Origin of the sequence: Halorientalis marina, assembly GCF_023028345.1 — an archaeon.
In the GTDB taxonomy this organism is placed as follows: domain Archaea; phylum Halobacteriota; class Halobacteria; order Halobacteriales; family Haloarculaceae; genus Halorientalis; species Halorientalis marina.
This window is the reverse complement of sequence record NZ_CP095487.1, coordinates 103,082-125,069: the sequence shown is the minus strand read 5'-3', so window position 1 is coordinate 125,069 and position 21,988 is coordinate 103,082. Positions and strand designations below refer to the sequence as shown.

The window sequence follows — 21,988 nt, the reverse complement described above, 5'->3', positions numbered from 1 at the left end:
CTCAGCGGTCGCGAACCGCCGCGACGCCCGCCCGCGCGAGCGCCTCGAAGTCGGCCTGCTCGGGGACCACGTCGACGGCGATACCGAGTTCCGCGGCGGTCTCGCGGGTCGGCTCGCCGATGACGGCGACGACGGCGTCGTTCAACCCTTCGAGCGCCGCATCGCGGACGCCCCGCTCGGCCGCCGCGTCGAGGAAGTACTCGACGGTCAGCGACGAGGTAAAGAGCGCGGCATCCAGGTCGCCCGCCGCGGCGCGCGCCGCGGAATCGCCGGCGCCGTCGGGCCGCACGAGCCGGTAGAGCACCGTCTCGTGGACGTACGCGCCGGCGTCGTTCAGACCGTCGGTCAGTACCGCGCTCCCGTGGTCGCTCCGGGCCACCTCGACGCGCGCCCCCGCGACCGCGTCGTCGAGGGCCGTCACCAGGCCGGCCGAGGAGAACTCCTCGGGGACGAGGGACACGGCGTAGCCCGCCTCGCGGAGCGCGTCCGCAGTGGGGTCGCCGATGGCACAGACCGCCGTCTCGCCGGGGTCCCAGTCCGCCTCGCGGGCCAGTTCCGCGCCGGTCTTGCTCGTGAGGACGGCGTAGTCGGCGTCGGTCCGGGGGGCCGCGCCGGTCGGCTCGACCGCCAGCATCGGATCCGGGACGGGCTCGCAGTCCAGCGATTCGAGCAGGGCAACGGCGTCGTCGGTGCGGTCGTCGTCCGGGCGGAAGACGGCGACTGCGGGCCGGTCGGTCATTCGTTTGCCTCGCCGTCGCCGGTCGGTTCGACACCCGCGTCCTCGGCGGCCGCCCGCTCCGCGGCCGTCGGCTCGGGCCCGTTCTCCAGCAGCGAGAGGACGCGCTGGCGTTCGGCGGCCACGTCGCCGATGACGGTGATCGCCGGCGGTTCGACCGCCATCTCGTCGCGCGCGTCGACGATGGTGTCGAGGGTTCCCATCGCCACCCGCTGGTCGGGCCAGGTCCCCCGCTCGACCAGCGCGACCGGCGTCTCGGGGTCCATGCCGGCATCGCGCAGGGCCGCGGTGTAGTCGGGCAGTTTGCCGACGCCCATCAGGACGACGATGGTGCCGCCGGTGGCCGCCAGCGCCGCCCAGTCGACGGCCGACTCCTCCTTCGTCGGGTCCTCGTGGCCGGTGACGAACGACACCGAGGAGGCGTGGTTGCGGTGGGTGACGGGGATGCCCGCGACGCCCGGACCGGCGATGGCCGAGGTGACACCCGGCACCACCTCGAAGGGGACGCCGTTCCGGGCGAGATACACCATCTCCTCGCCGCCGCGGCCGAACACGAACGGGTCGCCGCCCTTCAGCCGGACGACCGTCTTGCCCTCGCCGGCGAGTTCCGCCATTCGCTCGTTGGTGTACTGCTGGGAGGTGCGCTCGCCGCGGGCGCGTTTGCCCACGTCTTCGCGGCGTTCGTCGGGGATCATGTCGATGACGTCCGGGCCGGGCAGTTTGTCGTGGAGGACCACGTCGGCCTCGTCGAGCAGTCGCCGGGCCTTGACCGTCAGCAGGTCCGGATCGCCGGGCCCGCTCCCGACGAGATAGACCTTCCCCGGTGCGACGGTGGCGTCGTCGGTCATCGTCCCTCCCGTTTGGCCTCGTCGGCCTCCTCGCGTTTCGCCCCCTCGATCAGTTCCGCCGCGCCCTCCTCGCGGAGGTCGGCGGCGAAGTCCCGGGCCGCCTTCGGGTGGCGCTCGATGGGCAGGTCGCGGGTGGCCCGCACCTCCTCCTCGCCCGCGCGGTCGAGGACGCGAACGACCGTGTGGACGACCCCGCCCTGCACGGTCGCGGCGACGCCGATCGGCGCCACACAGCCGCCGCCGAGTTCGTCCAGGACGGTCCGCTCGACGGTCGTCGCGACCCGCGTCCGCGAGTCGTCCAGCACGTCCCTGAGCTCCTCGGCCAGGTCGCGGTCGGCCGCCGTCACCGCCAGCGCCCCCTGGCCCGGCGCGGGGACGAATCGGTCGGTCGGCAGCCGCTCGGCCCCGACCTGGTGGAGCAGCCCCGAGCGGTCCAGCCCCGCCTCCGCGAGGACGATGGCGTCGTACTCGATCTCGGGCTCGCGCTCCAGCGCCCGGCGCTCGACCTCGTAGAGCCCATCGAACCACTCCTCCAGGGACTCCTCGAACGTGGTCGTGGCGTCGTCGTCCCCCTCGTCGTCCGCCGTCTCGTCCTCGTCGCCGTCGTCACCATCGGGGACCACGTCGTCGGGGAGTTCCGCGTCGTCGGCCGCTTCGAGCCGTTGCTCGTGCTCGCGCTGGAGCGCCGGCGCGAGCAGTTTCTCGACGCGCGTGTCGACGTTCCCGCGGAGCGGCTCGATATCGAGGCCGGGCCGCTCGGCCAGCAGTTGGGCGCCCCGGCGGAGGCTGGAGGTGCCGACGGTCGCGGCCGACGGGAGCGAGTCGAGGTCGCCGCCGTCGGGCGTCACGAGCACGTCGCCGGCCGGCGCGCGCTCGGGGACGCCGGCGACGACGAGTCCCTCGGGCATCTCGGTCGGCATGTCCTTCATCGAGTGGACGGCGGCGTCGAGGTCGCCGTCCAGCACCTTCCGGTCGAGACTGCGGACGAACGCCCCGGTCTTGCCGAGGCGGTGGATGAGGTCGTCCTGGAGCTGGTCGCCGGTGGTCTCGACCTCGACGAGTTCGACCTCGTGCCGCTTGTCCTCGAGCGCCGCCTGCACGGTGGCGGCCTGCCTGCGGGCGAGATCGGACCCCCGTGTTGCCAGCCGGAGCGTCCTGCCGCGGGTACTCATATCCCCCTCTCGTCGGTCCGGGGTGAAAAGCCCACCAGTTCCCGGGCGGGTTCGAACGCCGAGCCACGCCGGGGTGTTTTATATTGCAACGCCAATACGACGCACGAGGGTGGTATGGTTACCGTCGTCGACGTGCTGGGGATCGCGCTCGTGGGGTCGCTGGTGCCGGCCGGGGTCATGTTCTACGCCGGCTGGCAGAACCGGACGAAGCCCGCGGCAGTCCCCTTCGCGGTCATGGCCGTCGGGATCGCCGGGTGGTGTAGCGCCTACGGTGCCAGCCTGATCGTCGACGACCCCGCGCGGACGATCCTCGCCGCCAACGTCGAGTACTTCTTCAACGACGCCGTCACCATCGGCTGGTTCCTCCTCGCGCTCGAATACGTCCGCCGCGAGCGCGTCGCCGCGCGCTGGTACGCCCTCTTTGCCTTCCCGCTCGTCAGCCAGGTCGTCGTCTGGACGGCCCCGGAACTGGTCCGGGAGTTCGCCCGCGTCGACGCTATCGGCGTCCTCCATCCCGTCTTCGGCCCGTGGTTCTACGTCCAGGCCGCGTTCAGCTACACGCTCGCCGTCGCCGGCCTCTATCTGTTCGTCCGCGACTACCGCGGCTCACAGGGCATCCGCCGCACGCAGACCGCGGTCCTGATCGTCGGGGCGATGATCCCCTTCGCCGCCAACTGGCTCTACCTCGCCAACCTCACGCCGTACCCCGAACTCGACATCACGCCGCTTGGCTTCCTCGTCTCCTCGGGCGTGTTCACTTACGGCCTCTACCGCTACCGCCTCCTCGAACTCGTCCCCATCGCCCGGAAGACGATCATGGAGGAGATGCGCGACGCCGTCGTTACCCTCGACGAGGACCGCCGCGTCGCCGACGTCAACCCGCGCGCCGCGCGGCTCTTTGGCGTCCCCGAGGACCGGGCAGTCGGGATGCACGCCCGGGAACTGTTCGGCGACTACCCCGCCCTCGTCGACCGCGTCGAGGACACCACCGAGGCCAGCACCGAGATCGCCATCACGGAACACGGCGAGCAGCGCTACTTCGACCTGGAGGTCTCGCCCGTCGGCGAGGGGACCCAGGTGGTCGACGGCCGACTGATCGTCCTCCGGGACGTCACCGAGCGCAAGGAGCGCGAACAGGAACTCGATCTGCTCAAGCAGGTGCTCTCACGGGTCCTCCGGCACAACATCCGCAACGACGTGACCGTCGTCTCGGGCTACGCGGAGGAACTCGCCGCCGAGACCGAGGGCCGGACCGAGGGGATGGCAGAGCAGATCCTGGAGAAAAGCGACGACATCGCGGGTCACAGCCGGAAAGCCGCGACCATCGAGCGCGTCCTGACCGGCGAGGACACCCTCGTGACCATCGACCTCGCCACGCTGCTTGAGACGTGTGTCGCCGAGGTCCGCGCGGAGTACCCCGCCGCCGACATTACGCTCGACACTCCCGAAGTATGTCGCGTTCAGGCCCACGAGGCCCTCGAAATCGCGCTCTCGAACGTCATGGAGAACGCCGTGCTCCACAACGACGACTCGCCGTCGGTCCACGTGGCCGCCGAGTCCGGGGCGGCCTCCGTCACCGTCACGGTCCGCGACGACGGCCCCGGGATTCCCGAGGCCGAAGTCGACCCCCTCGAACACGGCGAGGAGACACAGCTCAGCCACAGCAGCGGCATCGGTCTCTGGTTGGTCAGTCTCATCGTCGAACGCTCCGGCGGCGAGGTCACCTTCGAGACCACCGAGACCGGGACCGTCGTCTCGATCACGCTCCGGCGGGCGTGAGCTACCAGGGTTCGCTCTTCAGCGAGAGCGCGTAGGCGATGGCGTTCGTCGTGACGTGCAGGATCGGTGTGATGACGAGCACGACCACCAGCACCGCCGGCTCGAACGTGGCCCCGAACCAGTCCGGAGCGACGAGCGCGCTCAGCGCCAGCGCCACGACGACGAAATCCAGCTGGTCCAGCCCGGGCAGTGCGGCCCCGCGGTCCCGTCCCAGCCGCCGTTTCACGAACGAGGCGAGGATGTCCCCGAGCATCGCGCCGGCCGGCAGCGCGACGAGGGTCGTCGCCGGGAACGGCTCCGGCAGGGGCGCCGGGACCGCAGGGTCGAGCACCGGCCGGAGGCGGTTCAGCACGACCGCCAGCAGCGCCCCCGCGGCGATGCCGACGACCGTCCCTCGCCAGGTCTTCCCGTCGCCCAGCAGCCGCTTCCCGCCGAGGGTGCGGCCGCCGTCGATGGGCGGGCCGCCGCCGGCCAGCACCGCCGCGTTGTTCGGGACGTACGCCGGCAACATCGCCCAGAACGCCACGACGAGGGCTTCGAGGGGGTCCATTCGTGCGGTGACTCTCGCCCGTGACCCTTAACGCCCGGGATTCCTGCCGGGTCTTCCGTGCCCGCCGCCGGTCCGGGAACCCGGTGCCGGCGGGACGGAACCGCCCGTCGAACCGTCAGGTACACGGGGATGGGCCGAGAACGCCCGAGCGACCGATATGGCTGCCTGGAAACGGGACGTCGCCAGTGGGCTCATCGTCCTCCTGCCGCTCATCGTGACCGCCTACGTCATCACGTACCTCTACGGGATCCTCGCCAGTTCGGCGCTGCTGGCCGGCGTCTCCAGGGAGCAACTGCTCGAACTCGGCGTGCCGGAGTCGGACCTGCTGATCGAACTCATCCAGGTGAGCATCACGCTCGTCGTCTTCTTCCTGCTCGTGCTCTCCATCGGCTATCTCTCCCGGACGGCCTTCGGCGACGTGTTCGAGGGCGTTATCGACAACCTCGTGAACCGCCTCCCCGGCCTGCGGGTCGTCTACAACGCCTCGAAGATGGCTATCGAGACCGCCGTCTCGGGCACCGACGAACTCCAGACGCCGGTGAAACTGGAGACCTGGAACGGCCTCCGGATGACGGCGTTCAAGACCGGCAAGTCGACCGAGGACGGCCGCGACGTGCTCTTTCTCCCCACCGCGCCGAACATCACGACCGGGTTCGTCATCGAGGTCGACCCCGAGCGGTACAGCGAGACCGACGAGCGCGTCGAGGAGGCGCTCACCCGCATCCTCAGCGCCGGCTTCGGCGAGTCCCGCGACCAGAGCATCGCCGTCGACGTGACCGACGAGATGGTCGACGGCGAGGGCGGCGACGAAGCCACGGCTGAGAACGACTGACTCAGTCGTCCACCTGCTGTTCGGCCGGTTCCTCGATGGGGTCGACGCCGTTCAGGAACCCGACTGCGACGCTCACGAGCAGGTAGAGCACTGCGCCCCCGCCGACGACGACGGCCCAGAGCGCGCCGAACTCCGCGACTTCCGTGCCGATCAGGGCGAGGACGACGACGACGACGGCACCGACCCGACGGACGGTGCGCTGGAGGGCTTCGATATCGTCCATACGCGTGTGCAGTGACGCGACCGATACAAAAGTGGTGGCGGAAAGGCATCCGCGCACCACCGGCGCACGGTTCACCGAACTCGCGCCGACGGCGCGAGTTCGGCCTTTTTCGCCCACGTTTTTGCCGCGAGTGGTGCGCCGGAGGCGCACCCGAGCGGGAAAAAGGTGGGTGGGTTAGATGTAGGTGAACCAGTCGTCGTACTCGTCGAGTTTGCCTTCGATGAGGTCGAAGAACTCCTGTTGAATCTCGTCGGTGACGGGGCCTTTCGTCCCTTCGCCGATTTCGTTGTCGTCGACGGAGCGGATAGGCGTCACCTCGGCGGCGGTGCCGGAGAAAAAGAGCTCGTCGGCGGTGTAGAGTTCGCCGCGGGAGATGGTAGCCTGGTCGTAGACGGTGTAGCCCAGGTCACGGGCGAGTTCGATCACGGTCCGGCGGGTGATGCCGTCGAGGTTGGACTCCGCGAGGCCGCTGGTGAAGATCTCGCCGTCGCGGACGAGAAAGAGGTTCTCGCCGGGGCCCTCGGCGACGTGGCCCTCCTTGTTGAGGAGGATGGCCTCGACGTAGCCGTTGGACTTCGCCTCGAGGGAGGCGAGGACGCTGTTGACGTACGGGCCGGTCGTCTTGGCGTTGGTCGGAATCTGACTGGAGGCGTACTTCCGCCAGGAGGAGACGGCGACGTCGACGCCCTCCTCTAAGGCTTCCTCCCCGAGGTAGGCGCCCCAGGGCCAGGCGGCGATGGCGACGTTGACGGGGCAGTTCGAGGGGTTCAGGCCGAGTTCCTCGTAGCCGTAGAAGGCGATGGGGCGGATGTAACAGGACTGGAGGTCCTGCCGGCGGATGAGTTCGACCGTGGCGTCGGTCAGTTCCTCGGGCTCGAAGGGTATCTCGATGTCGTAAGGCTTCCCCGAGTCGTAGAGCCGCTGGAGGTGTTCCTCCCAGCGGAAGATGGCGGGACCGTCGACGGTGTCGTAACACCGGACCCCCTCGAAGACCCCGGTCCCGTAGTGGAGCCCGTGCGTGAGGACGTGGACCTGGGCGTCCTCCCAGTCGACGAACTCCCCGTCCATCCAGATCGTGTCGACGTCCATTTCGTCGAATCCCATGTGTCCCCGATTGACGCCCCCGCATATCAGTGTTGTCGGTTCGTGCCACCGATAGCCACGCTCTCGGCGGTTCAGGTCGGGCCGCCTCGATACCTGCCGAACGCGACGATAAACCAACAACCGCGATATCGAATCCGGGTTCGGAAACTCCCCGGCGTTCCCGCAGCGTCGGCCAGTTCCCGTCTCTCGTCACGACCGACTGGGACGCACGAACCGAGCGTAGACAGCTCGCCGGAGTAACCGAGCAACATCGAAAGGTAAAGTGCCTCTGTCTCGGAGACACTGGTATGGCTGACGCGGATATCGACGACGTGGACAGAGCGATCCTGTATGCGCTCCAGGAGGACGCTCGAAACATGTCGTCCGGCGATATCGCGGAGCGAACCGGTACCTCGGACAGTACCGTCCGCAAGCGCATCCAGCGGCTCGAATCCGACGGCGTAATCAAAGGCTACCGCGCTAGCGTCGATTACCAGAAATCCGGCTATCCGCTCCGAATGCTGCTTTACTGCACCGCTTCGATACCAGACCGTGGTGACCTCGTCCCGGACATCCTGGAAATCGACGGTGTCGTATCGGTCCAGGAGCTGGTCACCGGGGAACAGAACCTCCTCGTGACTGCTGTCGGCGAGACGGACAGCGACATCACGCCCGTCGCACAGGAACTCCTCGATATGGGGCTCACCGTCGCAGACGAAGTGCTCGTGCGAACCCACGAGACGACGCCTTTCGGTCGTCTCCACTCCGGGATGGACACGGAGGACGATACCTAGACGAGGGCGTGTTTGACGTCCCGCTCGGTCGCGCGCCGGACGACCGCCCGCACCGGATCGACCGAGCCGGCCAGATTGTCCGAGTCGCCGTCGACGACGACGAGTGCTGCCCGTCGGCCGGGAGCGATGACGCCACAGTCGAGGCCGGCGATCTCGGCACCGGCCGTGGTAGCCATCCGCAACACTTCCCGGGCAGTCACGTCGAACCGGTTCGCCGTGTACGCCATTTCTCGGAACATCGACGGGGGATTCAACATCACGTTGTCGGTCCCGAGTGCGACCGTCGTGTGGTCGAGCAGCTCCCGTATCGGTGGCGTGCCGACGTCGAGAACGGTGTTCGCGCGCGGACAGACCGCGACCGGGACTGACTGGTCCGTGACCCGTTCGAGATGTTCCTGGGCCGCGTGTACCATGTGGACGAGGAGGTCCGGCTCGAGATCGAGTGCCGGATGGATGTCGGTCGCGTCCGGTTCCCCGGCGTGGATGGCGAAGGGGCGGTCGCGTTCCGCACACGCAGCACGTTCGTCGGTGAAATCGGCGTCGTTCGCGCCGGAGGCCCCGTACCCATCGGCGACGTCGAGGACGGATCGGTCGCCGCTCCCGAAGACGAACGGGTCGATAGCAACTGCCTGGGCCGCCTCGCGGAGCGCGCGTGCCCCGGCGGTCCCGGATTCCCGGAAATCCAGGCACGAGACCGTGCCGGTTCGCTGCACGAAGCGGAGCGTCCGGCGCATTGCTGACACGAGGTCGGCACGGTCAGCAGCTGCCAATCGTCGGTGTTTCAGACTGTCCGGCGGTGCCACCGCGTCGTCGAGTGACAGGCCCACGGCCGCGTCCTTCGCGACGGAATCCCCCAGGTGCGTGTGAGCGTTGACGAACGCCGGCAGCACGATGTCCGTCGACGTCGTTTCCGTCTCCTCGATAGCTTCGATCCGCCCCGCTTCGACGACGACGCGTCCTCGAATCGGTTCGAACGACCGCCCGACGAGGACGGTCCCCGAAAGCTCTTCCATACCAGCACTCCGCCCTCTGTAACGATATGGTTTTCTGAACGGGAATATCGAACGTTCCGGTAACTCTATTCCGTTCCACGGCCAAACCCGTCACAGCCAATCGATGGTCGACACCGATGCGGCTGAACGGCGGGTGCATGGTGTGCAATGAACGGGGACGATCTCGAAGCTGCCATCGAGTGGGTCCAGGACTGGACCGGGTCCCGGAGCGACTGGCGAGAGGGCCCGGCCGCCCGGTCGGCCCTCGTCGTCTCGTGTTCGATGAGCGACTGTCCCCGGGAACCGCTGTGGCCGGTCGACGCTACCCGAAACGTCGTCGGGGTTCGGACGCTCGGGAATCAGGCGGGCGACCGGAACGGAGACCGGGTCGAACTGGACGGCACTATCGAACACCTCGAAAGACGACACGATATCACGGCAGCACTCGTCGTCGGACACACGAGGTGTCAGGCGCTCGAAGACGCGTACGACCGACGAAAAGGACCCGACCCGGAACTCCCCGCAGGCATCGAAGCGCGGTTGGCGCCGCTTCGGTCGCTGGTCGGCGACGCGTTCGAGGAGGCGGTCCTGAGCCGCTCGATGGCACCGCGGACGATACGGTATCGGCTCGTCGAGTACAACGTCCGCCGACAGGTCGCCTTTCTCAGGCGGGCACTTTCGTCGTCGGTCACGGTCGCCGGCTACGTCCACGACCAGGACGGGGCGTACGGCTCGTTTCCCGACAAGCGGTATCTGGTCGCCCTCGACGGCGCGACGGAACCGACCACGATCCGAACGCGTCTCCCCGACGACACGTCGGTACAGGTCGCGAGCCTCCTGTCCTGATCGCCGTCCCCCGTGTCCGGTCGCGAAACTTCGAGAAACCATAATGTTCTATAATGGCTAATAAGCGAACGATTTGTGAATATAGACAGATTTAATAACCGCTCTGTTCTCAGAGTAAGTCGAAGTCGACCAGGAACGGATACCGGGGTCGCCCCGGTCGCCGGGATGGGTCGTCCGCTGGGCTGAACGATGTCAGGACACAGTTCGAAACCGACGGTCGGAGCGCTCCCGGACACGGCGGCGGAGTCGCCGCTCGTGCCCGTTGCACTGACGTGGCTCGCGTGGTCGCTGTTCGCCGCGAGCGTCGCCGCCCTCGCCGCCCGAGTCCGATTCGGCGGCGCGTGGGACGTCCCCGGCCTGGTTGCCATCGACGGCCTGACCGTTCTGCTGTGGGTGGTCGTCACCTTCTTCAGTGGCATCGTCCACAGCTACTCGCGCCGCTACATGGGCGGGAGCGCCCACAAGACGAAGTTCTTCGCCGCTACGTCCGGTTTCACCGTCGTCGTCATGGGACTGGTCGCGGCCGACCACGTCGGCCTGTTCGCGCTCCTGTGGCTGGCGATGGGGGTGCTGATGGCGGAGCTCATCGGTCTCGTCGCGGGGTGGGACCAGGCACAGGCGGCAGCGACGGTCGCCCGCAAGTATTTCCTCGCGAGTAGCGTCCTCCTCGGTGTCGCACTCACGGCGCTGTGGTGGGCGACCGGCGCGACGACGGTCTCCGGCATCGGCGCGGCCGCGGACACGCTCGGTGGCCCGGTCTGGCTGGTCGCCGCCGGCGCGCTCGTCCTCGCGGCGATGATCCAGTCCGCCCTGATCCCGTTCCAGAACTGGCTGCTCTCCTCGATGACCGCCCCAACACCGGCGTCGGCGCTGATGCACGCCGGGTTCGTCAACGCGGGCGGTATCCTGCTGGTCCGGTTCGCCCCGGTCATCACGGTCGACCCCGCGTTCATGCTCGCGGTGGTCGCCGTCGGCGGTGCCAGCGCCAGCGGGGGGAAGCTCCTGAAGTCGGTCCAGACGGATATCAAGGGCAAACTCGCCTGCTCGACGGTCGGGCAGATGGGCTTTATGATCATGCAGGCCGGCCTCGGCTTCTTCGGGGCCGCGATCACCCACCTCATCCTGCACGGGTTCTACAAGGCCTACCAGTTCCTCAGTTCGGGCGAGCAGGTCGAGCACACGAGCCCGAGCGCCACCACCGAGCACACGGTCGGCCGCGTGACGAGCGCCGTCGGCTTCGTCGTGGCGGTGCTGACCGGGCTCGCCGGCGGCGTGGTGTTCACGGTGTTGACTGGCAAAGGCGCGAGCGTCGACAGCGGTCTCCTGCTGACCGTCTTCGTCGTGTTCACCACGCTCCACGCGGCCCGGAGCGCGATCCAGCATACCTCGCTTCCGACGCTGGCCCGGTACGGGGCCGTCCCGCTGGTCTTTTTCCCGGCAATCGTCGTCTACGCCGTGGTCTACGAGGGCGTCTCGGGACTCCTGACGGTCGGCACGGCGACGACCGAACTGACCCTGCTCCACGGCATCATCGCCGTCGGGTTCGTCGGCATCTACGTCGCCATCGAGACCGGCATCCACGAACACAGCCAGCGGCTCTACGTGGCACTGCTGAACGCCACCCAGCCGTCGTCGGACACCCTACTGACGTCCACGGAGGACTACAATGAGTACTGAATCCGCCATCCGCGACAGCATCGACGACGCAGCGACCACCGTCGGCTCCCTCTGGCCCATCCACTCGTTCGTGACGGCCAACCCCCTCTCCGGGTTCGAGGACCGGCCGTTCGGCGAGGCGGTCGAGCAGGCGGCCGCCCTGCTTGGCGGCCGTGGCTACCCCAGCGCCGCGACGTTCGGAAAGGCGCTGGAACGCGGGCAGATAGACCCCGATATCCTCGAAACGGAACTCGCCGAGGCGGGCTACGAGGGCGACCCGGAGACGCTGCTCGACCGCATGGCCGACGCCGCCGACGCCGCCCACGCCGGGAAGGACGACACGGACACCGCCACGGACCACGTCGACCGGGTGCTGACGAAGTGGCTGTCGGCCTTCCTCGACGAGGGGAGCGCCCACTGGTCCATGCCGAACCGCGAAGCGGGGTTCTACGCCGCCTTCCGCGAGGTCGCTGCCTACGACGGCGAGATCCCCGACGAGGGGGTCGTCGCTGACCTGCCAGAGTCGCCCGTCGCAGCCATCGATGCGGTCCTGGAATCGCACCCCGAGAGCGAGTGGGTGCCCATCCTCGAGGAGCAACTGGCCGCGCTCCCTGGCTGGACCGGGTTCATCAAGCAGCGCGCCGCGGACGAAGGGGTGTGGCAGTCGACGTACCCCATCTCCCTGGACGGCTACCTCGCGGCACGGCTGGCACTGCTGGACGCTGTCGGCGCCGACCTCGACCCCTCGAACGAGGCGGCCAATGTGAACCCGACCGACGAACTCGCCCGGGCGTTCCTCCGCGCGTGGGAGGCGACCTACCGCGACGACCTCGTCGGCGCCGTCGCCGCGGAGAGCCAGTCGCTGGCCGACAGCGACGGGTCGGGCCGCCCGGACGCCCAGCTGGTCTTCTGTATCGACACCCGTTCGGAGGTCATCCGCCGCCACGTCGAGGCGACGGGCGACTACGAGACCCACGGGTACGCCGGCTTCTTCGGCATCCCGATGGAGTACCAGGGATACGACGCCGACGTGTCGGTCGACGCCTGTCCACCGATTCTCGACCCACAGCATCACATCACCGACGTTCCGACCGACGACGACACGCAGGCGCGCCACGACCGCTGGTCCGCCATCCGTGCGGCCGCCGACGAAGTCGTCGAGATACTGGAGGCAAACGCCGCCACGGCCTACGGCTACGTCGAGACCGGCGGGAGCGGCTACGGCCTCTCGCTCGCGGCCCGGACGCTCGTCCCCGGGCGTGTCCGCGACCTGTTCGAGGCGGCCGACGAGACGGTGCCCGACGATCACGAGTTCTGTGCGCCGCTGGACCACCACCAGTACACCTACGCCGGCGACCTGCCGGTGGGGCTGACCACCGAGGAGAAAGTCGAGTACGCCGCGACCGCCTTCGAGTTGCTGGGCTGGGAGGAGTTCGGCCGCCTCGTCGTCTTCACGGGCCACGCCAGCGAGACGGCCAACAACCCCTACGATTCGAGCCTGGACTGCGGTGCCTGTGCCGGCAACCCCGGCGGCCCGAACGCCCGCGTGATGGCGGCGATCTGCAACGACGAGGCCGTCAGAGCCGAACTCCGCGACCGCGGGTTCGACATCCCGCAGGACACGGTCTTTCTCGCCGGTCAGCACAACACGACGACCGACGAAGTGGACCTGTTCGCCGAGGACGTGCCCGAGAGCCACGCGGCGGACCTCGACCAGTTGCGCACGGACCTCGCCACGGCTCGCGAGAACGCGGCCGCCGAGCGCGCCGAGGCGATGGGGACCGACGGGTCGGCGGCCGTCAGCGAGACGGAGCGCCGCGCCGCCGACTGGGCCGAGACACGGCCGGAGTGGGGACTGGCCGGCAACGCCGGCTTCGTCGTCGGTCCCCGCGACCTGACGAGCGACCTCGATCTCGACGGCCGCGCGTTCCTTCACTCGTACGACTGGTCGACGGACCCCGACGGCGACGCGCTGGAAGCGATCTTTACCGGCCCCCTGGTCGTCACCCAGTGGATCAACACCCAGTACTACTTCTCGACGGTCGACAACGCCGTCTACGGCAGCGGGTCGAAGGTGACCCAGAACCCCGTCGGCAACGTCGGCGTCTACCAGGGCAACGGCGGCGACCTGATGACCGGCCTCCCGCTCCAGTCGCTGCTGGCCGCCGACGATGAACCGCACCACCAGCCGCTTCGCCTCTCGGCGGTCGTCCACGCCCCGGTCGAGCGCGTCACCGACGTCCTGGCCGACCACGAGGCGGTGACCGAACTGCTGGACAACGACTGGCTCTCGCTGACGGTCGTCGACCCGACTGCGGACCACTGCGCCTTCCACTACGAGGAGGAACTGGAGTGGACACCGGCGTCCGAACACGCCGAAGCCCATCCGGAGACCACGACCGCTCCCGCCGTCGCGGACGACTGACCGGTCCGTACTCGAATCGGACGGACGCCGATCCGCCGCCGCCCGGACCGACGGTCCCGGACTCCCGTTCCGGCACGATGGCTCGAACAGACGCCTGACGGACTCGCTCCATCCTTTCTCGTCTCGCCGTCACGTCCCGCATTCTGTATCGCGATAATCGGTTTATGGGGTGGTGTTGGCGGTCCCGCACCAGGTGCCCGTCTCGCGGCCGCTTGCCAACGAAATTGGCAGGTACGCGTGTAACGGCCCGTGACGGTACACGCGAAGAAATAAAACTAACATTTAGTACCCGGTACGGACAACGATAAAAAGCGGATGGCTCCACAGAACAACAATACACCGGCGTCAGTGAGCGAACGGGTAGTGGAAGCTGTCGCGGAGGTGGAGGACGAGAGTCCGACGGCGCTCTCCCAACCGCTCAACGAAGTGGTCGACCCGGAGGCACTGGACGCACTGTTCGAGTCACAGCCGGACGGGCGACCGCGGGATGCCGGTCGCGTGGAGTTCGATTACTACGGGTACACCGTCGTCGTGTACGGCGATGGCTCCGTCGAACTCGACGACGCGGACTAGTACCTTCGATGGCTCTTTGAGTCTCGACTGGACTCAAGTGGGTGGCTATCCTCGGAACGAGTATGACCGTGCCGCCCGCGCTCCGCGCCCTCCCGCTGCCAGTCGCCGACTTCGTCGCCGCCGCACTGCTGTACGAACTCCTGTGGCCGTCGGCCGGCATCCTGCTGGCCGCCATCGGCGTCCTCGTGCTGGGGAGTATCGTCTACCGACTTTCCCTCGACGCCGGCCGATACACCGCGCGACGAACCGTGCGGTGACCGGCCGTTTTTGTCGGGCCAGCCCGTACCTGGACCATGCACAGTCGTCGCCGGTTCCTCGCGACGGCCGCCGCCGTCGGGGCGGTCGGCGTCGCTGGCTGTAACGACTCGACGGCCCCCGCGACCGAGGGACTCCCCGAGGCGGCGCCCACCGCGGTCGGGCTGGAGCGTGTCGCCACCGGCCTGCGCGCGCCGCTCGCCATCGCCTTTGCCGACAACCGCCGCTACGTCGCTGACCGCCAGGGCGCCGTCTCCGTCCACGAGGACGGCTCGCTCCGTGACGAACCCCTGCTCGACCTCCGGGAGACGGTCGTCCTCGGCGGCGAGCGGGGGCTGCTCGGCATCGCTCTCCACCCCGACTTCCCCGACACCCCCAGACTCTACGTCCGCTACAGCGCCGAACCGCGAGCGGGGACGCCCGACGGCTACAGCCACACGTTCGTCCTCTCGGAGTTCCGAGTCCGCCCCGACGGTCGCCGCGCCCGCCGCGACTCCGAGCGAACCCTCCTCGAAATCCCGGAGCCACAGAGCAACCACAACGCCGGCGACATCGCCTTCGGCCCCGACGGCTACCTCTACGTCCCCGTCGGTGACGGCGGCGGTGGCGGTGACCGCGGCCGGGGCCACGTCGCCGACTGGTACGACGCGAACGCCGGCGGCAACGGCCAGGACGTGACCGAGAACCGCCTCGGGAGCGTCCTCCGGATCGACGTGGACGGCGGCGACGACCGCCCCTACGCAGTCCCCGACGACAATCCGCTCGTCGGCCGCCCGGGGCTGGACGAACACTACGCCTGGGGTCTGCGCAACCCCTGGCGAGTTTCCTTCGACGGCAACAGACTGTTCGTGGCTGACGTGGGACAGAACCGCTACGAGGAGGTCGATCTCGTCGAGGCCGGCGGCAACTACGGCTGGAACGTCCGGGAGGGCGCCCACTGCTACGACGCGGGGGAGTGTCCGACCGAGACGCCGTCCGACGTTCGTGGGGGCGAACCGCTCGTCGACCCCATCATCGAGTATCCACACGACGGCGACGGTGTCGCCGGCATCTCGGTCATCGGCGGCTACGTCTACCGCGGTTCGGCACTGTCGGGACTCGACGGTTCCTACGTCTTCGGCGACCTCCGTCCCGAAGGACGCCTGTTCGTGGCGACGGAGACCGAGTCGGGCGGGTGGGACCTCGGGACGCTCGCCATCGACGGCGCTGCCCCCCAGCAACTCCTCTCGTTCGGCCGCGACCCCGACGGCGAGGTGTACGCTCTCGGCGCCGGCGAGGACGGCGGCGCAGTGTACCGCCTCGTCCCGGCGTGACTACATCTCGACGACGTTCCCGCAGTCGGGGCAGGTCAGGGTCACGCCGTCGGCGGTCACCTCCGCGGTGTGGTAGTCCGCGCCACACTCGCTACAGGGGAGGGCGGTACGTGTCTCGCCGGCTTCCTGTGGCGCGCCGAACGCGAGCGCGCGGACGCGGCCGTCGCTCTCGTTTTTCCCCTCCTGGTACTCGCCCGGCGCGAACCGTATGACTTCGTTCGCGCCGACCTCGTGGCTCCCCTCCTTCGTGTCGAACGTGGCCGTCCCCTCGACGACGTAGAAGACCTCCTCCTGGTTCATGTGGGTGTGGAGGCCGCCGGAGAAGGACTCGCCGGGTTCGAGTTCGTAGTAGTTCAGCGCCATGTCGGCGAGCGCGAGCGGGTCGGTCAGGTGTTTCTGTACGTCGGCGACGCGCGGGTGGTTGTCGAGCGCGTCGATGTCCACGTGTTCCATACCGACCGATACCACGCAGGGATCCCACATACCGTTTGCCCCCACAGTCACGACCCCGGTTCCGTTACCCGCCGTTCTGGACCGCCGCCGCGACGATGCCGACGGTCTGTCCGCCGCCGACGACCGCCAGCCCACCGACCGTCGCCACCGAATCGTCAACGATACCTACGAAGGCAACGGAGTAAGCAGCAGTGCCGAGCAGCGTCAACGCTGCGGCGGCGAGGTACGCCTGGCGGTAGGGTGACCGAACCGTCTCCCGGCCGGTTCGCACGTAGGCAACAGCCGGGAGGAGGAACCACGCGTACAGCGTGACGGGCAGCGCGGGGTTGCTGGCGGGGTCGACGAGCAGGTCGGCGGTGCCGAGCAGGTTCGCCAACAGGCCGACCAGGAGCACCTGCCGCCAGGCCGAGAGGACTGGCCCGGTCATCTCCCCGGACGAGGCGGCGGCGAAGGCGACGAGGAGGACGTCCATCACGCCGAGGCCGATCAGGAGCGTCCGGTCCGAGACGAGCGCCGCGTGGGCGGCGATGGTCAACAGCCACGCCGCCGGCACCATCCCGGCGGGCGCGAGGTCCGTTACGCGTCCCATCGGCCCCGACGACGGCCGCCGGCGACTTCAACCCCGAGGCCGAATCGACCCGGTTTTCACGCTCGGCGTTGCAGGTCCGCACATGACCGAGGCCGACGACGACCCGGCGGTGCCCGTCCACTGTCCCGAGTGCGAGACGACCACGCGGGTCCCGATCTCCGACCTCGCGACGGCCATCGAGCGACACAACGAGAACCTCCACGACGGCGAGGAATGCGCCCGGGTCGACCCGGACGTGGCCGACGAACTGGCCGATATCGTCGCCGAGGAACTCGGCCTGCTGGAGTGACGCCGGGCGGCTACTCGTGGATGGAGTCGTGATCGAGGAGCTGCCGCTCCATGCCCGCCGGCTGTGGGTCGTAGGTGATGACCTCGAGCAGGTTCCCGTCCGGATCGAGGAAGTAGAACCCCTCGAACTCCCCCCAGTCGTAGGGCCCCTGCTTGGGGAACTGGCCGTCGAGACGGTCGATCAGGGCCTCGTAGGTCGCCCGGTCGGTCTCGAAGGCGAGGTGGGCTTTGTCGAGCGGGTGGTCGAGGCCGCGCTCGTCCCAGGCCTCGGCGCGCCCAGTCTCGGCGAGTGTCACGACGGTTTCGCCGGCCTCGAACATCGCGTGGTCGCCCTGGAAGTCCGACGGCGGCCGCAGGAGGTCGAGGTCGAGGACCTCACGATAGAACTCGTAACAGGCGTCGAGGCCGTTCACGTCGACGTTGATGTGGTCGACCGCGTCCATGCGACCGATTGCACCCCGAACCGGCAAAACCGTTTGGGACGGGGAGAGCCGGCGGTTCCGGACCGCCGGTACGCATATACCGCGGGCAGACGTGATTCGGTAGCATGAACCACGTGCGTGGCTCGCTCCTGTCGATCGACGTGGGCGAGCAGGCGGCGGCGACGGTCGCGATTGACGACGAGCGCTCGTCTTTCATCGGCGGACGGGGACTCGGCACACGGCTCGCTCACGAGCGTATCCCGTTCGACGCGGACCCGTTCGGGCCGGAGAACCGGCTGGTCTTCACCACGGGACCGCTCCAGACCTCGACGATGAGCTTCACCGGGCGGATGAACTGCACCGGGCTGTCGCCGCTGACCGACGGCCTGCTGTCCAGCAACGCGGGGGGCTACCTCTCCCGGAACTTCGCGGACACGGGGTACGCGGCGGTCGAGATCACCGGCGTGAGCGACGACCTCCTCGCGGTCCACGTCCGGGACGAGGGCGTCTCCTTCGAGCCGGTCCCTGAACTCGCCGACGCGGAGGTCTCGCGGGTCTCGGCGTACGTCGAGAACGAGCACCACCTCGGTGAGGACGCCGTGGCCTGTGTCGGCCCCGCCGGCGAGCGGCAGGTGCGGTTCGCGTCTATCATGACTACCGAACACCGGACCTTCGGTCGGGGAGGCCTTGGCGCGGTCCTGGGTGCGAAGAACGTGAAGTTGCTGACCGTCGCCGGCGACTCGCGGCGCCCGGTCGACGTGCCCGACGTCACGGCCGACGTCCACCGCGAGGCGGCCACCAGTGACCACATCATGAAACGCCAGGGGACGACGAGCGTCACGGAACTGGCGAACGAACTCGATGCCCTGCCGACCCGGTACTTCTCGGAGCAGTCCTTCGAGGGCGCCGCGTCCATCGGCGGCGACGCCGTCGAGTCGAAGAAATACGAGAAGGGGACCTGCTCGCAGTGTGCCTTCGCCTGCAAGCTCCCGACGAGAGACGAGGAGAGCGGCGTCGAGACGGAGGGGCCGGAGTACGAGACGGTGATGGCCTTCGGAGCCAACGCCGGCATCGACGACGTGGTGGACGTGATGGTGTCGAACGACCTGTGTGACGAACTCGGGCTGGACACCATCTCCTGTGGCGACGTGGTGTCGGCGTACCTCGCCGCCGAGGGCGAGTTCGGCAACGCGGAACTGGCACACGACCTCGTCGAGAAGATCGCCTACCGCGAGGCCGAGGGCGACCTGCTCGCGGAGGGCATCGACCGCGTCCACGACGAACTCGGCGTCGAGAACTGGACGATGAAGGGGATGGAGTTCTCGGCTCACGACGGGCGGGCGCTGAACGGGCAGGGTCTGGCCTTCGCCACCTCGAACCGCGGCGCCGACCACCTCTACGGGAGCATGTACGAACAGGAGTACCCGCTCGTCGACGAGTCCGAGGCGCTCGACCCCGAGGGCGTCGAAGGGAAGGCCGCCCCGCTCGTCGCCAGCGAGAACCACAACGCCGTGCGCGATTCCGGCATCGTCTGTCGGTTCTCCCGCGGGTTCGTCACGGACGAACGCCTCGAACGCCTGCTCGATGCGAGTTTGGACCGGCTCCTGGAGATCGGGGCGCGCGTCATCGACATGGAGCGGCACTTCGCCAACCAGCGGGGCCGCGACCGCCGGGCGGACGAGGCCCTGCCCTACGAGATTTCGGGTCTCGCCGACGAACTCGACGCCTACTACGAGCGACGCGGGTGGAACGCCGACGGTACCGTGCCCGCGGAGCGTGTCCCCTGAGCGGCGACGCGGCCGTCCCGCGGCCGGTCAGTCGTCGGACTCGATCGACTCGGCCCCGCCGGCCGCCTGCTCTCCCCAGTCGGGGGCCTCCCGCGGCGGGCTGAGGACGCCGACACCGACCGCGGGTTCGTCGCCGCGGTTCTCACAGCCGTGGCGTTCCCCACCCGGGAAGACGTACGAGTCCCCCGGCTCGAGGGGTACCTCCTCGCCGTCGACGAGCGCGACCAGCCGCCCGCTGATGAGGTACCCGATCTGCTCGTTCTCGTGCCGGTGTGGCGGAATCCGCTCGCCGGGTTCGACGCGCCAGTAACTCATCGACGCCCGTTCGCCCGCCGCCAGGTCGGCCAGGTGGACGCCCTGATTCACCTCGTCGAACTCCCGGTCGCCCGCTGATACTCGTTCCATGGCTGTCTCTCACACACTGTGCGTGCCTCCACTTATAAAAGTTCCCTCGTTATTTTTAAATACAGAACGGATGTATAACGTTCTCGTGTGTCTATGGGTGACAAATTAAGGTTATTCCAGCTCCCGTTCTCGTTCATGCTGCCCCAGACGGTGGCGGCGGATCGCGGGTACTTCGCCGCGGCGGGGCTCGACGTGGAGTTGGTGGAACGTGACCGGGCTAACGTGGACTGGAAGTACATCCCGGCCGACGAGACGCTGACGGGCGGGCACGACGTCGACCTGTACCCCATCTGCAAGTGGGAGAGCATCAAGCGGACGTGGGACATGGACGACGGGCAGGTGGTGGCGAAAGGGACCTTCGCGGACCAGCCCTACACCGTGTTCACCCGACCCGACTCGGACGTGGTGACGCCGGCCGATCTGGCGAACGTCCCCGTCGGGGTCAACATGCGGACCGGTCAGGAGTACACGGCCCGCCGGGCACTGGAGGAACACGCGCCTGCCGAGGCCGTCGAACTCGAACACCACGGGATGCCGACCGACCGGCTCGCGGCCCTGCGCGACGGCGAGGTCGCGGCCGTGTCGCTGCTGGAACCGCACACGACGCTCGCGCGACACCTCGGGTTCGAGCCGGTCCTGGAGTTCGAGAACCACATGGGCATCGTCGGCGCCGACCGCGTCGACGACGACGTGTTGACGAGGTACCTGCGCGGGTACGGCCGCGCCGTCGAGGCCATCAACGCCGACCCGGACGCCTTCCGCGACCAGTACCTCGCGATGCTGGAGGACGACCTCTCGGTCGCGCCGGACCTGTTCGAGGCTGTCGACCTCGACGCCATCCGCGAGGGCATCGATGTCCCGACCTACGAGGCCCCCGAGCCGGCCGACCGGACGGAACTGGACCGGCACCTCTCGTGGATGAAACGCCGGGAACTCATCGACGAAGACGCCGACATCGACGCCATCGTGGCGTCCATCTAACCATGCGTATCGAGGACCAACAGTCCGCGCTCGACGAGTACCACGGGAACCCCGGCGACCGGCCGGTGATGCGGGCCCGCTTCGAGCACAACGGCAGCCCCCGCTACATGCTCTACACCATCAAGCGACTCGGCCTGGACCACGAGCACGGCTTCCACCTCGACGTCGAGCTCGTCTCCGACGCCCTCGAGGGCGGGATGGAGACCGTCGAGGCCCGCCTCCAGGACGGCGACGCCGACCTCATCGACATCGACTACATCTCTACGGCCCGCGAGCGCGCCGAGGGCGCCGACATCGTCGCCGTCCACCCGTACGGCCGGACCGTCGGCGGCCTCGTCGCCCCCGAGGACACCGACATCGAGGGGCTGGCGGACCTCTCGGGCCACCGCATCGGCGTCGTCCGCCGGCTGGACAAGAACTGGATCCTCTGTCGGGCGGCCTGCCGGGAGTACCACGGGTTCGATCCCGACGAGACGGCCACGCCGGTCGAGGCCGGCTCGAAGGTGGGCCTGACCGAGATGCTCCACGACGGCGAGGTCGACGCTGTCCTCCAGTTCTGGCCCATCGTCCCCGAGATCACCGAGCGCGGCCCCTACGAGGAGGTGTTCCCCGTCTCGGAACTGGTCCAGCGGCTCTCCGGTACCGACAACCGGCTCCCCGTCTCGACGTTCCTGACGAGTGAGTCGTTCCTCGCCGAGAACCCGGGGACCGTCGACGCCTTCCGGGACGCCTACCGCGACGTGGTCGACCGGCTCGTGACCGAGGACGACCTCTGGGCGGAGGTCGGCGAGCGGCTGATGACCTACGACGACCCCTCGATCGTTCGCGCGGTCCGCGACGGCTGGCGCGACATGGTCGTCCGCGACTGGGACGGGGAGACCATCGCGGGCATGGAACGGCTGTTCGAGCACCTGCTGGACGTGGCCGGCGCCGAGGCCCTCGGCGTCGACCACGTCCCCGACGGGACCTTCAGGCCGGGGGACTGA

At 68.7% G+C, this 21,988-nt stretch carries 24 protein-coding genes; 13 read left to right on the top strand and 11 right to left on the bottom strand.

Annotated elements, in window-relative coordinates; genetic code table 11:
- Window position 1 precedes the first annotated feature (1 nt).
- Genes MUG96_RS00705 through hemC form a run of 3 tightly spaced genes read right to left on the bottom strand, consistent with a single transcriptional unit; the run spans window position 2 to window position 2,756 of the window.
- Window positions 2-739: a uroporphyrinogen-III synthase gene (locus MUG96_RS00705; RefSeq protein WP_246985599.1), complete on the bottom strand. Its 738-nt coding sequence runs from the start codon at window positions 737-739 to the stop codon at window positions 2-4.
- Window positions 736-1,584, bottom strand: a complete 849-nt coding sequence (gene cobA / locus MUG96_RS00700) for a uroporphyrinogen-III C-methyltransferase (protein WP_246985597.1) — start codon at window positions 1,582-1,584, stop codon at window positions 736-738. Before cobA ends, MUG96_RS00705 begins: the two co-directional genes overlap by 4 nt.
- Entirely contained in the window at window positions 1,581-2,756 is a 1,176-nt protein-coding gene (gene hemC, locus MUG96_RS00695; protein WP_246985595.1) for a hydroxymethylbilane synthase, read from the bottom strand. Before hemC ends, cobA begins: the two co-directional genes overlap by 4 nt.
- A gap of 114 nt (window positions 2,757-2,870) precedes the next feature.
- On the opposite strand from hemC, the gene MUG96_RS00690 reads away from it, so the two are divergent.
- Window positions 2,871-4,535, top strand: a complete 1,665-nt coding sequence (locus tag MUG96_RS00690) for a sensor histidine kinase (protein ID WP_246985593.1) — start codon at window positions 2,871-2,873, stop codon at window positions 4,533-4,535.
- Window position 4,536: 1 nt separating this feature from the next.
- Here MUG96_RS00690 and MUG96_RS00685 read toward each other — a convergent pair whose 3' ends face one another.
- The gene (locus tag MUG96_RS00685) at window positions 4,537-5,085 is read right to left on the bottom strand and encodes a CDP-2,3-bis-(O-geranylgeranyl)-sn-glycerol synthase (protein WP_246985592.1); all 549 of its coding nucleotides are present in this window, start codon (window positions 5,083-5,085) and stop codon (window positions 4,537-4,539) included.
- A gap of 157 nt (window positions 5,086-5,242) precedes the next feature.
- On the opposite strand from MUG96_RS00685, the gene MUG96_RS00680 reads away from it, so the two are divergent.
- On the top strand, window positions 5,243-5,917 hold the full coding sequence (locus MUG96_RS00680; protein WP_246985591.1) for a DUF502 domain-containing protein: 675 nt from the start codon (window positions 5,243-5,245) through the stop codon (window positions 5,915-5,917).
- A 1-nt stretch (window position 5,918) separates the two neighbouring features.
- Here MUG96_RS00680 and MUG96_RS00675 read toward each other — a convergent pair whose 3' ends face one another.
- Both MUG96_RS00675 and MUG96_RS00670 read right to left on the bottom strand, forming a co-directional pair.
- Complete coding sequence (locus MUG96_RS00675; RefSeq protein ID WP_246985590.1) at window positions 5,919-6,140, bottom strand: hypothetical protein; 222 nt, start codon at window positions 6,138-6,140, stop codon at window positions 5,919-5,921.
- Between the two features lie 174 nt (window positions 6,141-6,314).
- Window positions 6,315-7,244: a branched-chain amino acid transaminase gene (locus MUG96_RS00670; RefSeq protein WP_246985589.1), complete on the bottom strand. Its 930-nt coding sequence runs from the start codon at window positions 7,242-7,244 to the stop codon at window positions 6,315-6,317.
- 287 nt (window positions 7,245-7,531) lie between these two features.
- On the opposite strand from MUG96_RS00670, the gene MUG96_RS00665 reads away from it, so the two are divergent.
- The gene (locus MUG96_RS00665; RefSeq protein WP_246985588.1) at window positions 7,532-8,017 is read left to right on the top strand and encodes an Lrp/AsnC family transcriptional regulator; all 486 of its coding nucleotides are present in this window, start codon (window positions 7,532-7,534) and stop codon (window positions 8,015-8,017) included.
- On the opposite strand, the gene MUG96_RS00660 is transcribed toward MUG96_RS00665, so the two are convergent.
- A complete protein-coding gene (locus tag MUG96_RS00660) occupies window positions 8,014-9,030 on the bottom strand; it encodes an amidohydrolase family protein (RefSeq protein ID WP_246985586.1) in 1,017 nt (338 codons plus the stop codon). The two genes, MUG96_RS00665 and MUG96_RS00660, sit on opposite strands and share 4 nt — an antisense overlap.
- Window positions 9,031-9,177: 147 nt before the next feature.
- On the opposite strand from MUG96_RS00660, the gene MUG96_RS00655 reads away from it, so the two are divergent.
- The 6 genes from MUG96_RS00655 (at window position 9,178) to MUG96_RS00630 (ending at window position 16,077) form a co-directional block, all read left to right on the top strand.
- Complete coding sequence (locus MUG96_RS00655) at window positions 9,178-9,855, top strand: carbonic anhydrase (protein ID WP_246985584.1); 678 nt, start codon at window positions 9,178-9,180, stop codon at window positions 9,853-9,855.
- Between the two features lie 189 nt (window positions 9,856-10,044).
- The gene (locus MUG96_RS00650) at window positions 10,045-11,532 is read left to right on the top strand and encodes a proton-conducting transporter transmembrane domain-containing protein (protein WP_246985583.1); all 1,488 of its coding nucleotides are present in this window, start codon (window positions 10,045-10,047) and stop codon (window positions 11,530-11,532) included.
- Window positions 11,522-13,936 (top strand): DUF2309 domain-containing protein, encoded by a 2,415-nt coding sequence (locus tag MUG96_RS00645; protein WP_246985582.1) that lies wholly within the window; start codon window positions 11,522-11,524, stop codon window positions 13,934-13,936. Before MUG96_RS00650 ends, MUG96_RS00645 begins: the two co-directional genes overlap by 11 nt.
- 315 nt (window positions 13,937-14,251) lie before the next feature.
- Window positions 14,252-14,509 carry a DdfA family disk-determining factor gene (gene ddfA, locus MUG96_RS00640; RefSeq protein WP_256465413.1) on the top strand — a complete coding sequence of 86 codons (258 nt, stop codon included), beginning with the start codon at window positions 14,252-14,254 and terminating at the stop codon, window positions 14,507-14,509.
- A 62-nt stretch (window positions 14,510-14,571) separates the two neighbouring features.
- The gene (locus MUG96_RS00635; RefSeq protein ID WP_246985580.1) at window positions 14,572-14,766 is read left to right on the top strand and encodes a hypothetical protein; all 195 of its coding nucleotides are present in this window, start codon (window positions 14,572-14,574) and stop codon (window positions 14,764-14,766) included.
- A gap of 36 nt (window positions 14,767-14,802) precedes the next feature.
- Window positions 14,803-16,077 carry a PQQ-dependent sugar dehydrogenase gene (locus MUG96_RS00630; protein ID WP_246985579.1) on the top strand — a complete coding sequence of 425 codons (1,275 nt, stop codon included), beginning with the start codon at window positions 14,803-14,805 and terminating at the stop codon, window positions 16,075-16,077.
- Here the strand turns inward: MUG96_RS00630 and MUG96_RS00625 are convergent, their stop codons facing one another.
- A complete protein-coding gene (locus MUG96_RS00625; RefSeq protein ID WP_246985578.1) occupies window positions 16,078-16,530 on the bottom strand; it encodes a cupin domain-containing protein in 453 nt (150 codons plus the stop codon).
- 64 nt (window positions 16,531-16,594) lie between these two features.
- Entirely contained in the window at window positions 16,595-17,119 is a 525-nt protein-coding gene (locus MUG96_RS00620; protein ID WP_246985577.1) for a hypothetical protein, read from the bottom strand.
- An 82-nt stretch (window positions 17,120-17,201) separates the two neighbouring features.
- On the opposite strand from MUG96_RS00620, the gene MUG96_RS00615 reads away from it, so the two are divergent.
- Complete coding sequence (locus MUG96_RS00615; RefSeq protein WP_246985575.1) at window positions 17,202-17,408, top strand: DUF8149 family protein; 207 nt, start codon at window positions 17,202-17,204, stop codon at window positions 17,406-17,408.
- Window positions 17,409-17,418: 10 nt separating this feature from the next.
- Here MUG96_RS00615 and MUG96_RS00610 read toward each other — a convergent pair whose 3' ends face one another.
- Window positions 17,419-17,850, bottom strand: a complete 432-nt coding sequence (locus MUG96_RS00610; RefSeq protein ID WP_246985573.1) for a VOC family protein — start codon at window positions 17,848-17,850, stop codon at window positions 17,419-17,421.
- A gap of 104 nt (window positions 17,851-17,954) precedes the next feature.
- On the opposite strand from MUG96_RS00610, the gene MUG96_RS00605 reads away from it, so the two are divergent.
- Window positions 17,955-19,616: an aldehyde ferredoxin oxidoreductase C-terminal domain-containing protein gene (locus tag MUG96_RS00605; protein WP_246985571.1), complete on the top strand. Its 1,662-nt coding sequence runs from the start codon at window positions 17,955-17,957 to the stop codon at window positions 19,614-19,616.
- Between the two features lie 27 nt (window positions 19,617-19,643).
- Here MUG96_RS00605 and MUG96_RS00600 read toward each other — a convergent pair whose 3' ends face one another.
- Complete coding sequence (locus tag MUG96_RS00600; RefSeq protein ID WP_246985569.1) at window positions 19,644-20,021, bottom strand: cupin domain-containing protein; 378 nt, start codon at window positions 20,019-20,021, stop codon at window positions 19,644-19,646.
- A 93-nt stretch (window positions 20,022-20,114) separates the two neighbouring features.
- Between MUG96_RS00600 and MUG96_RS00595 the strand changes: the two genes are divergently transcribed.
- Both MUG96_RS00595 and MUG96_RS00590 read left to right on the top strand, forming a co-directional pair.
- Window positions 20,115-21,002, top strand: a complete 888-nt coding sequence (locus MUG96_RS00595; RefSeq protein WP_373222014.1) for an ABC transporter substrate-binding protein — start codon at window positions 20,115-20,117, stop codon at window positions 21,000-21,002.
- A gap of 2 nt (window positions 21,003-21,004) precedes the next feature.
- Window positions 21,005-21,988, top strand: coding sequence for an ABC transporter substrate-binding protein (locus MUG96_RS00590; protein ID WP_246985565.1), 984 nt, complete (start codon window positions 21,005-21,007; stop codon window positions 21,986-21,988).

Bases quoted from the DNA above. Each gene is read 5' to 3' on its own strand.
- MUG96_RS00705 (WP_246985599.1), bottom strand. From the start codon at position 739: ATGACCGACCGGCCCGCAGTCGCCGTCTTCCGCCCGGACGACGACCGC.
- cobA (WP_246985597.1), bottom strand. From the start codon at position 1,584: ATGACCGACGACGCCACCGTCGCACCGGGGAAGGTCTATCTCGTCGGG.
- hemC (WP_246985595.1), bottom strand. From the start codon at position 2,756: ATGAGTACCCGCGGCAGGACGCTCCGGCTGGCAACACGGGGGTCCGAT.
- MUG96_RS00690 (WP_246985593.1), top strand. From the start codon at position 2,871: ATGGTTACCGTCGTCGACGTGCTGGGGATCGCGCTCGTGGGGTCGCTG.
- MUG96_RS00685 (WP_246985592.1), bottom strand. From the start codon at position 5,085: ATGGACCCCCTCGAAGCCCTCGTCGTGGCGTTCTGGGCGATGTTGCCG.
- MUG96_RS00680 (WP_246985591.1), top strand. From the start codon at position 5,243: ATGGCTGCCTGGAAACGGGACGTCGCCAGTGGGCTCATCGTCCTCCTG.
- MUG96_RS00675 (WP_246985590.1), bottom strand. From the start codon at position 6,140: ATGGACGATATCGAAGCCCTCCAGCGCACCGTCCGTCGGGTCGGTGCC.
- MUG96_RS00670 (WP_246985589.1), bottom strand. From the start codon at position 7,244: ATGGGATTCGACGAAATGGACGTCGACACGATCTGGATGGACGGGGAG.
- MUG96_RS00665 (WP_246985588.1), top strand. From the start codon at position 7,532: ATGGCTGACGCGGATATCGACGACGTGGACAGAGCGATCCTGTATGCG.
- MUG96_RS00660 (WP_246985586.1), bottom strand. From the start codon at position 9,030: ATGGAAGAGCTTTCGGGGACCGTCCTCGTCGGGCGGTCGTTCGAACCG.
- MUG96_RS00655 (WP_246985584.1), top strand. From the start codon at position 9,178: ATGAACGGGGACGATCTCGAAGCTGCCATCGAGTGGGTCCAGGACTGG.
- MUG96_RS00650 (WP_246985583.1), top strand. From the start codon at position 10,045: ATGTCAGGACACAGTTCGAAACCGACGGTCGGAGCGCTCCCGGACACG.
- MUG96_RS00645 (WP_246985582.1), top strand. From the start codon at position 11,522: ATGAGTACTGAATCCGCCATCCGCGACAGCATCGACGACGCAGCGACC.
- ddfA (WP_256465413.1), top strand. From the start codon at position 14,252: ATGGCTCCACAGAACAACAATACACCGGCGTCAGTGAGCGAACGGGTA.
- MUG96_RS00635 (WP_246985580.1), top strand. From the start codon at position 14,572: ATGACCGTGCCGCCCGCGCTCCGCGCCCTCCCGCTGCCAGTCGCCGAC.
- MUG96_RS00630 (WP_246985579.1), top strand. From the start codon at position 14,803: ATGCACAGTCGTCGCCGGTTCCTCGCGACGGCCGCCGCCGTCGGGGCG.
- MUG96_RS00625 (WP_246985578.1), bottom strand. From the start codon at position 16,530: ATGGAACACGTGGACATCGACGCGCTCGACAACCACCCGCGCGTCGCC.
- MUG96_RS00620 (WP_246985577.1), bottom strand. From the start codon at position 17,119: ATGGGACGCGTAACGGACCTCGCGCCCGCCGGGATGGTGCCGGCGGCG.
- MUG96_RS00615 (WP_246985575.1), top strand. From the start codon at position 17,202: ATGACCGAGGCCGACGACGACCCGGCGGTGCCCGTCCACTGTCCCGAG.
- MUG96_RS00610 (WP_246985573.1), bottom strand. From the start codon at position 17,850: ATGGACGCGGTCGACCACATCAACGTCGACGTGAACGGCCTCGACGCC.
- MUG96_RS00605 (WP_246985571.1), top strand. From the start codon at position 17,955: ATGAACCACGTGCGTGGCTCGCTCCTGTCGATCGACGTGGGCGAGCAG.
- MUG96_RS00600 (WP_246985569.1), bottom strand. From the start codon at position 20,021: ATGGAACGAGTATCAGCGGGCGACCGGGAGTTCGACGAGGTGAATCAG.
- MUG96_RS00595 (WP_373222014.1), top strand. From the start codon at position 20,115: ATGGGTGACAAATTAAGGTTATTCCAGCTCCCGTTCTCGTTCATGCTG.
- MUG96_RS00590 (WP_246985565.1), top strand. From the start codon at position 21,005: ATGCGTATCGAGGACCAACAGTCCGCGCTCGACGAGTACCACGGGAAC.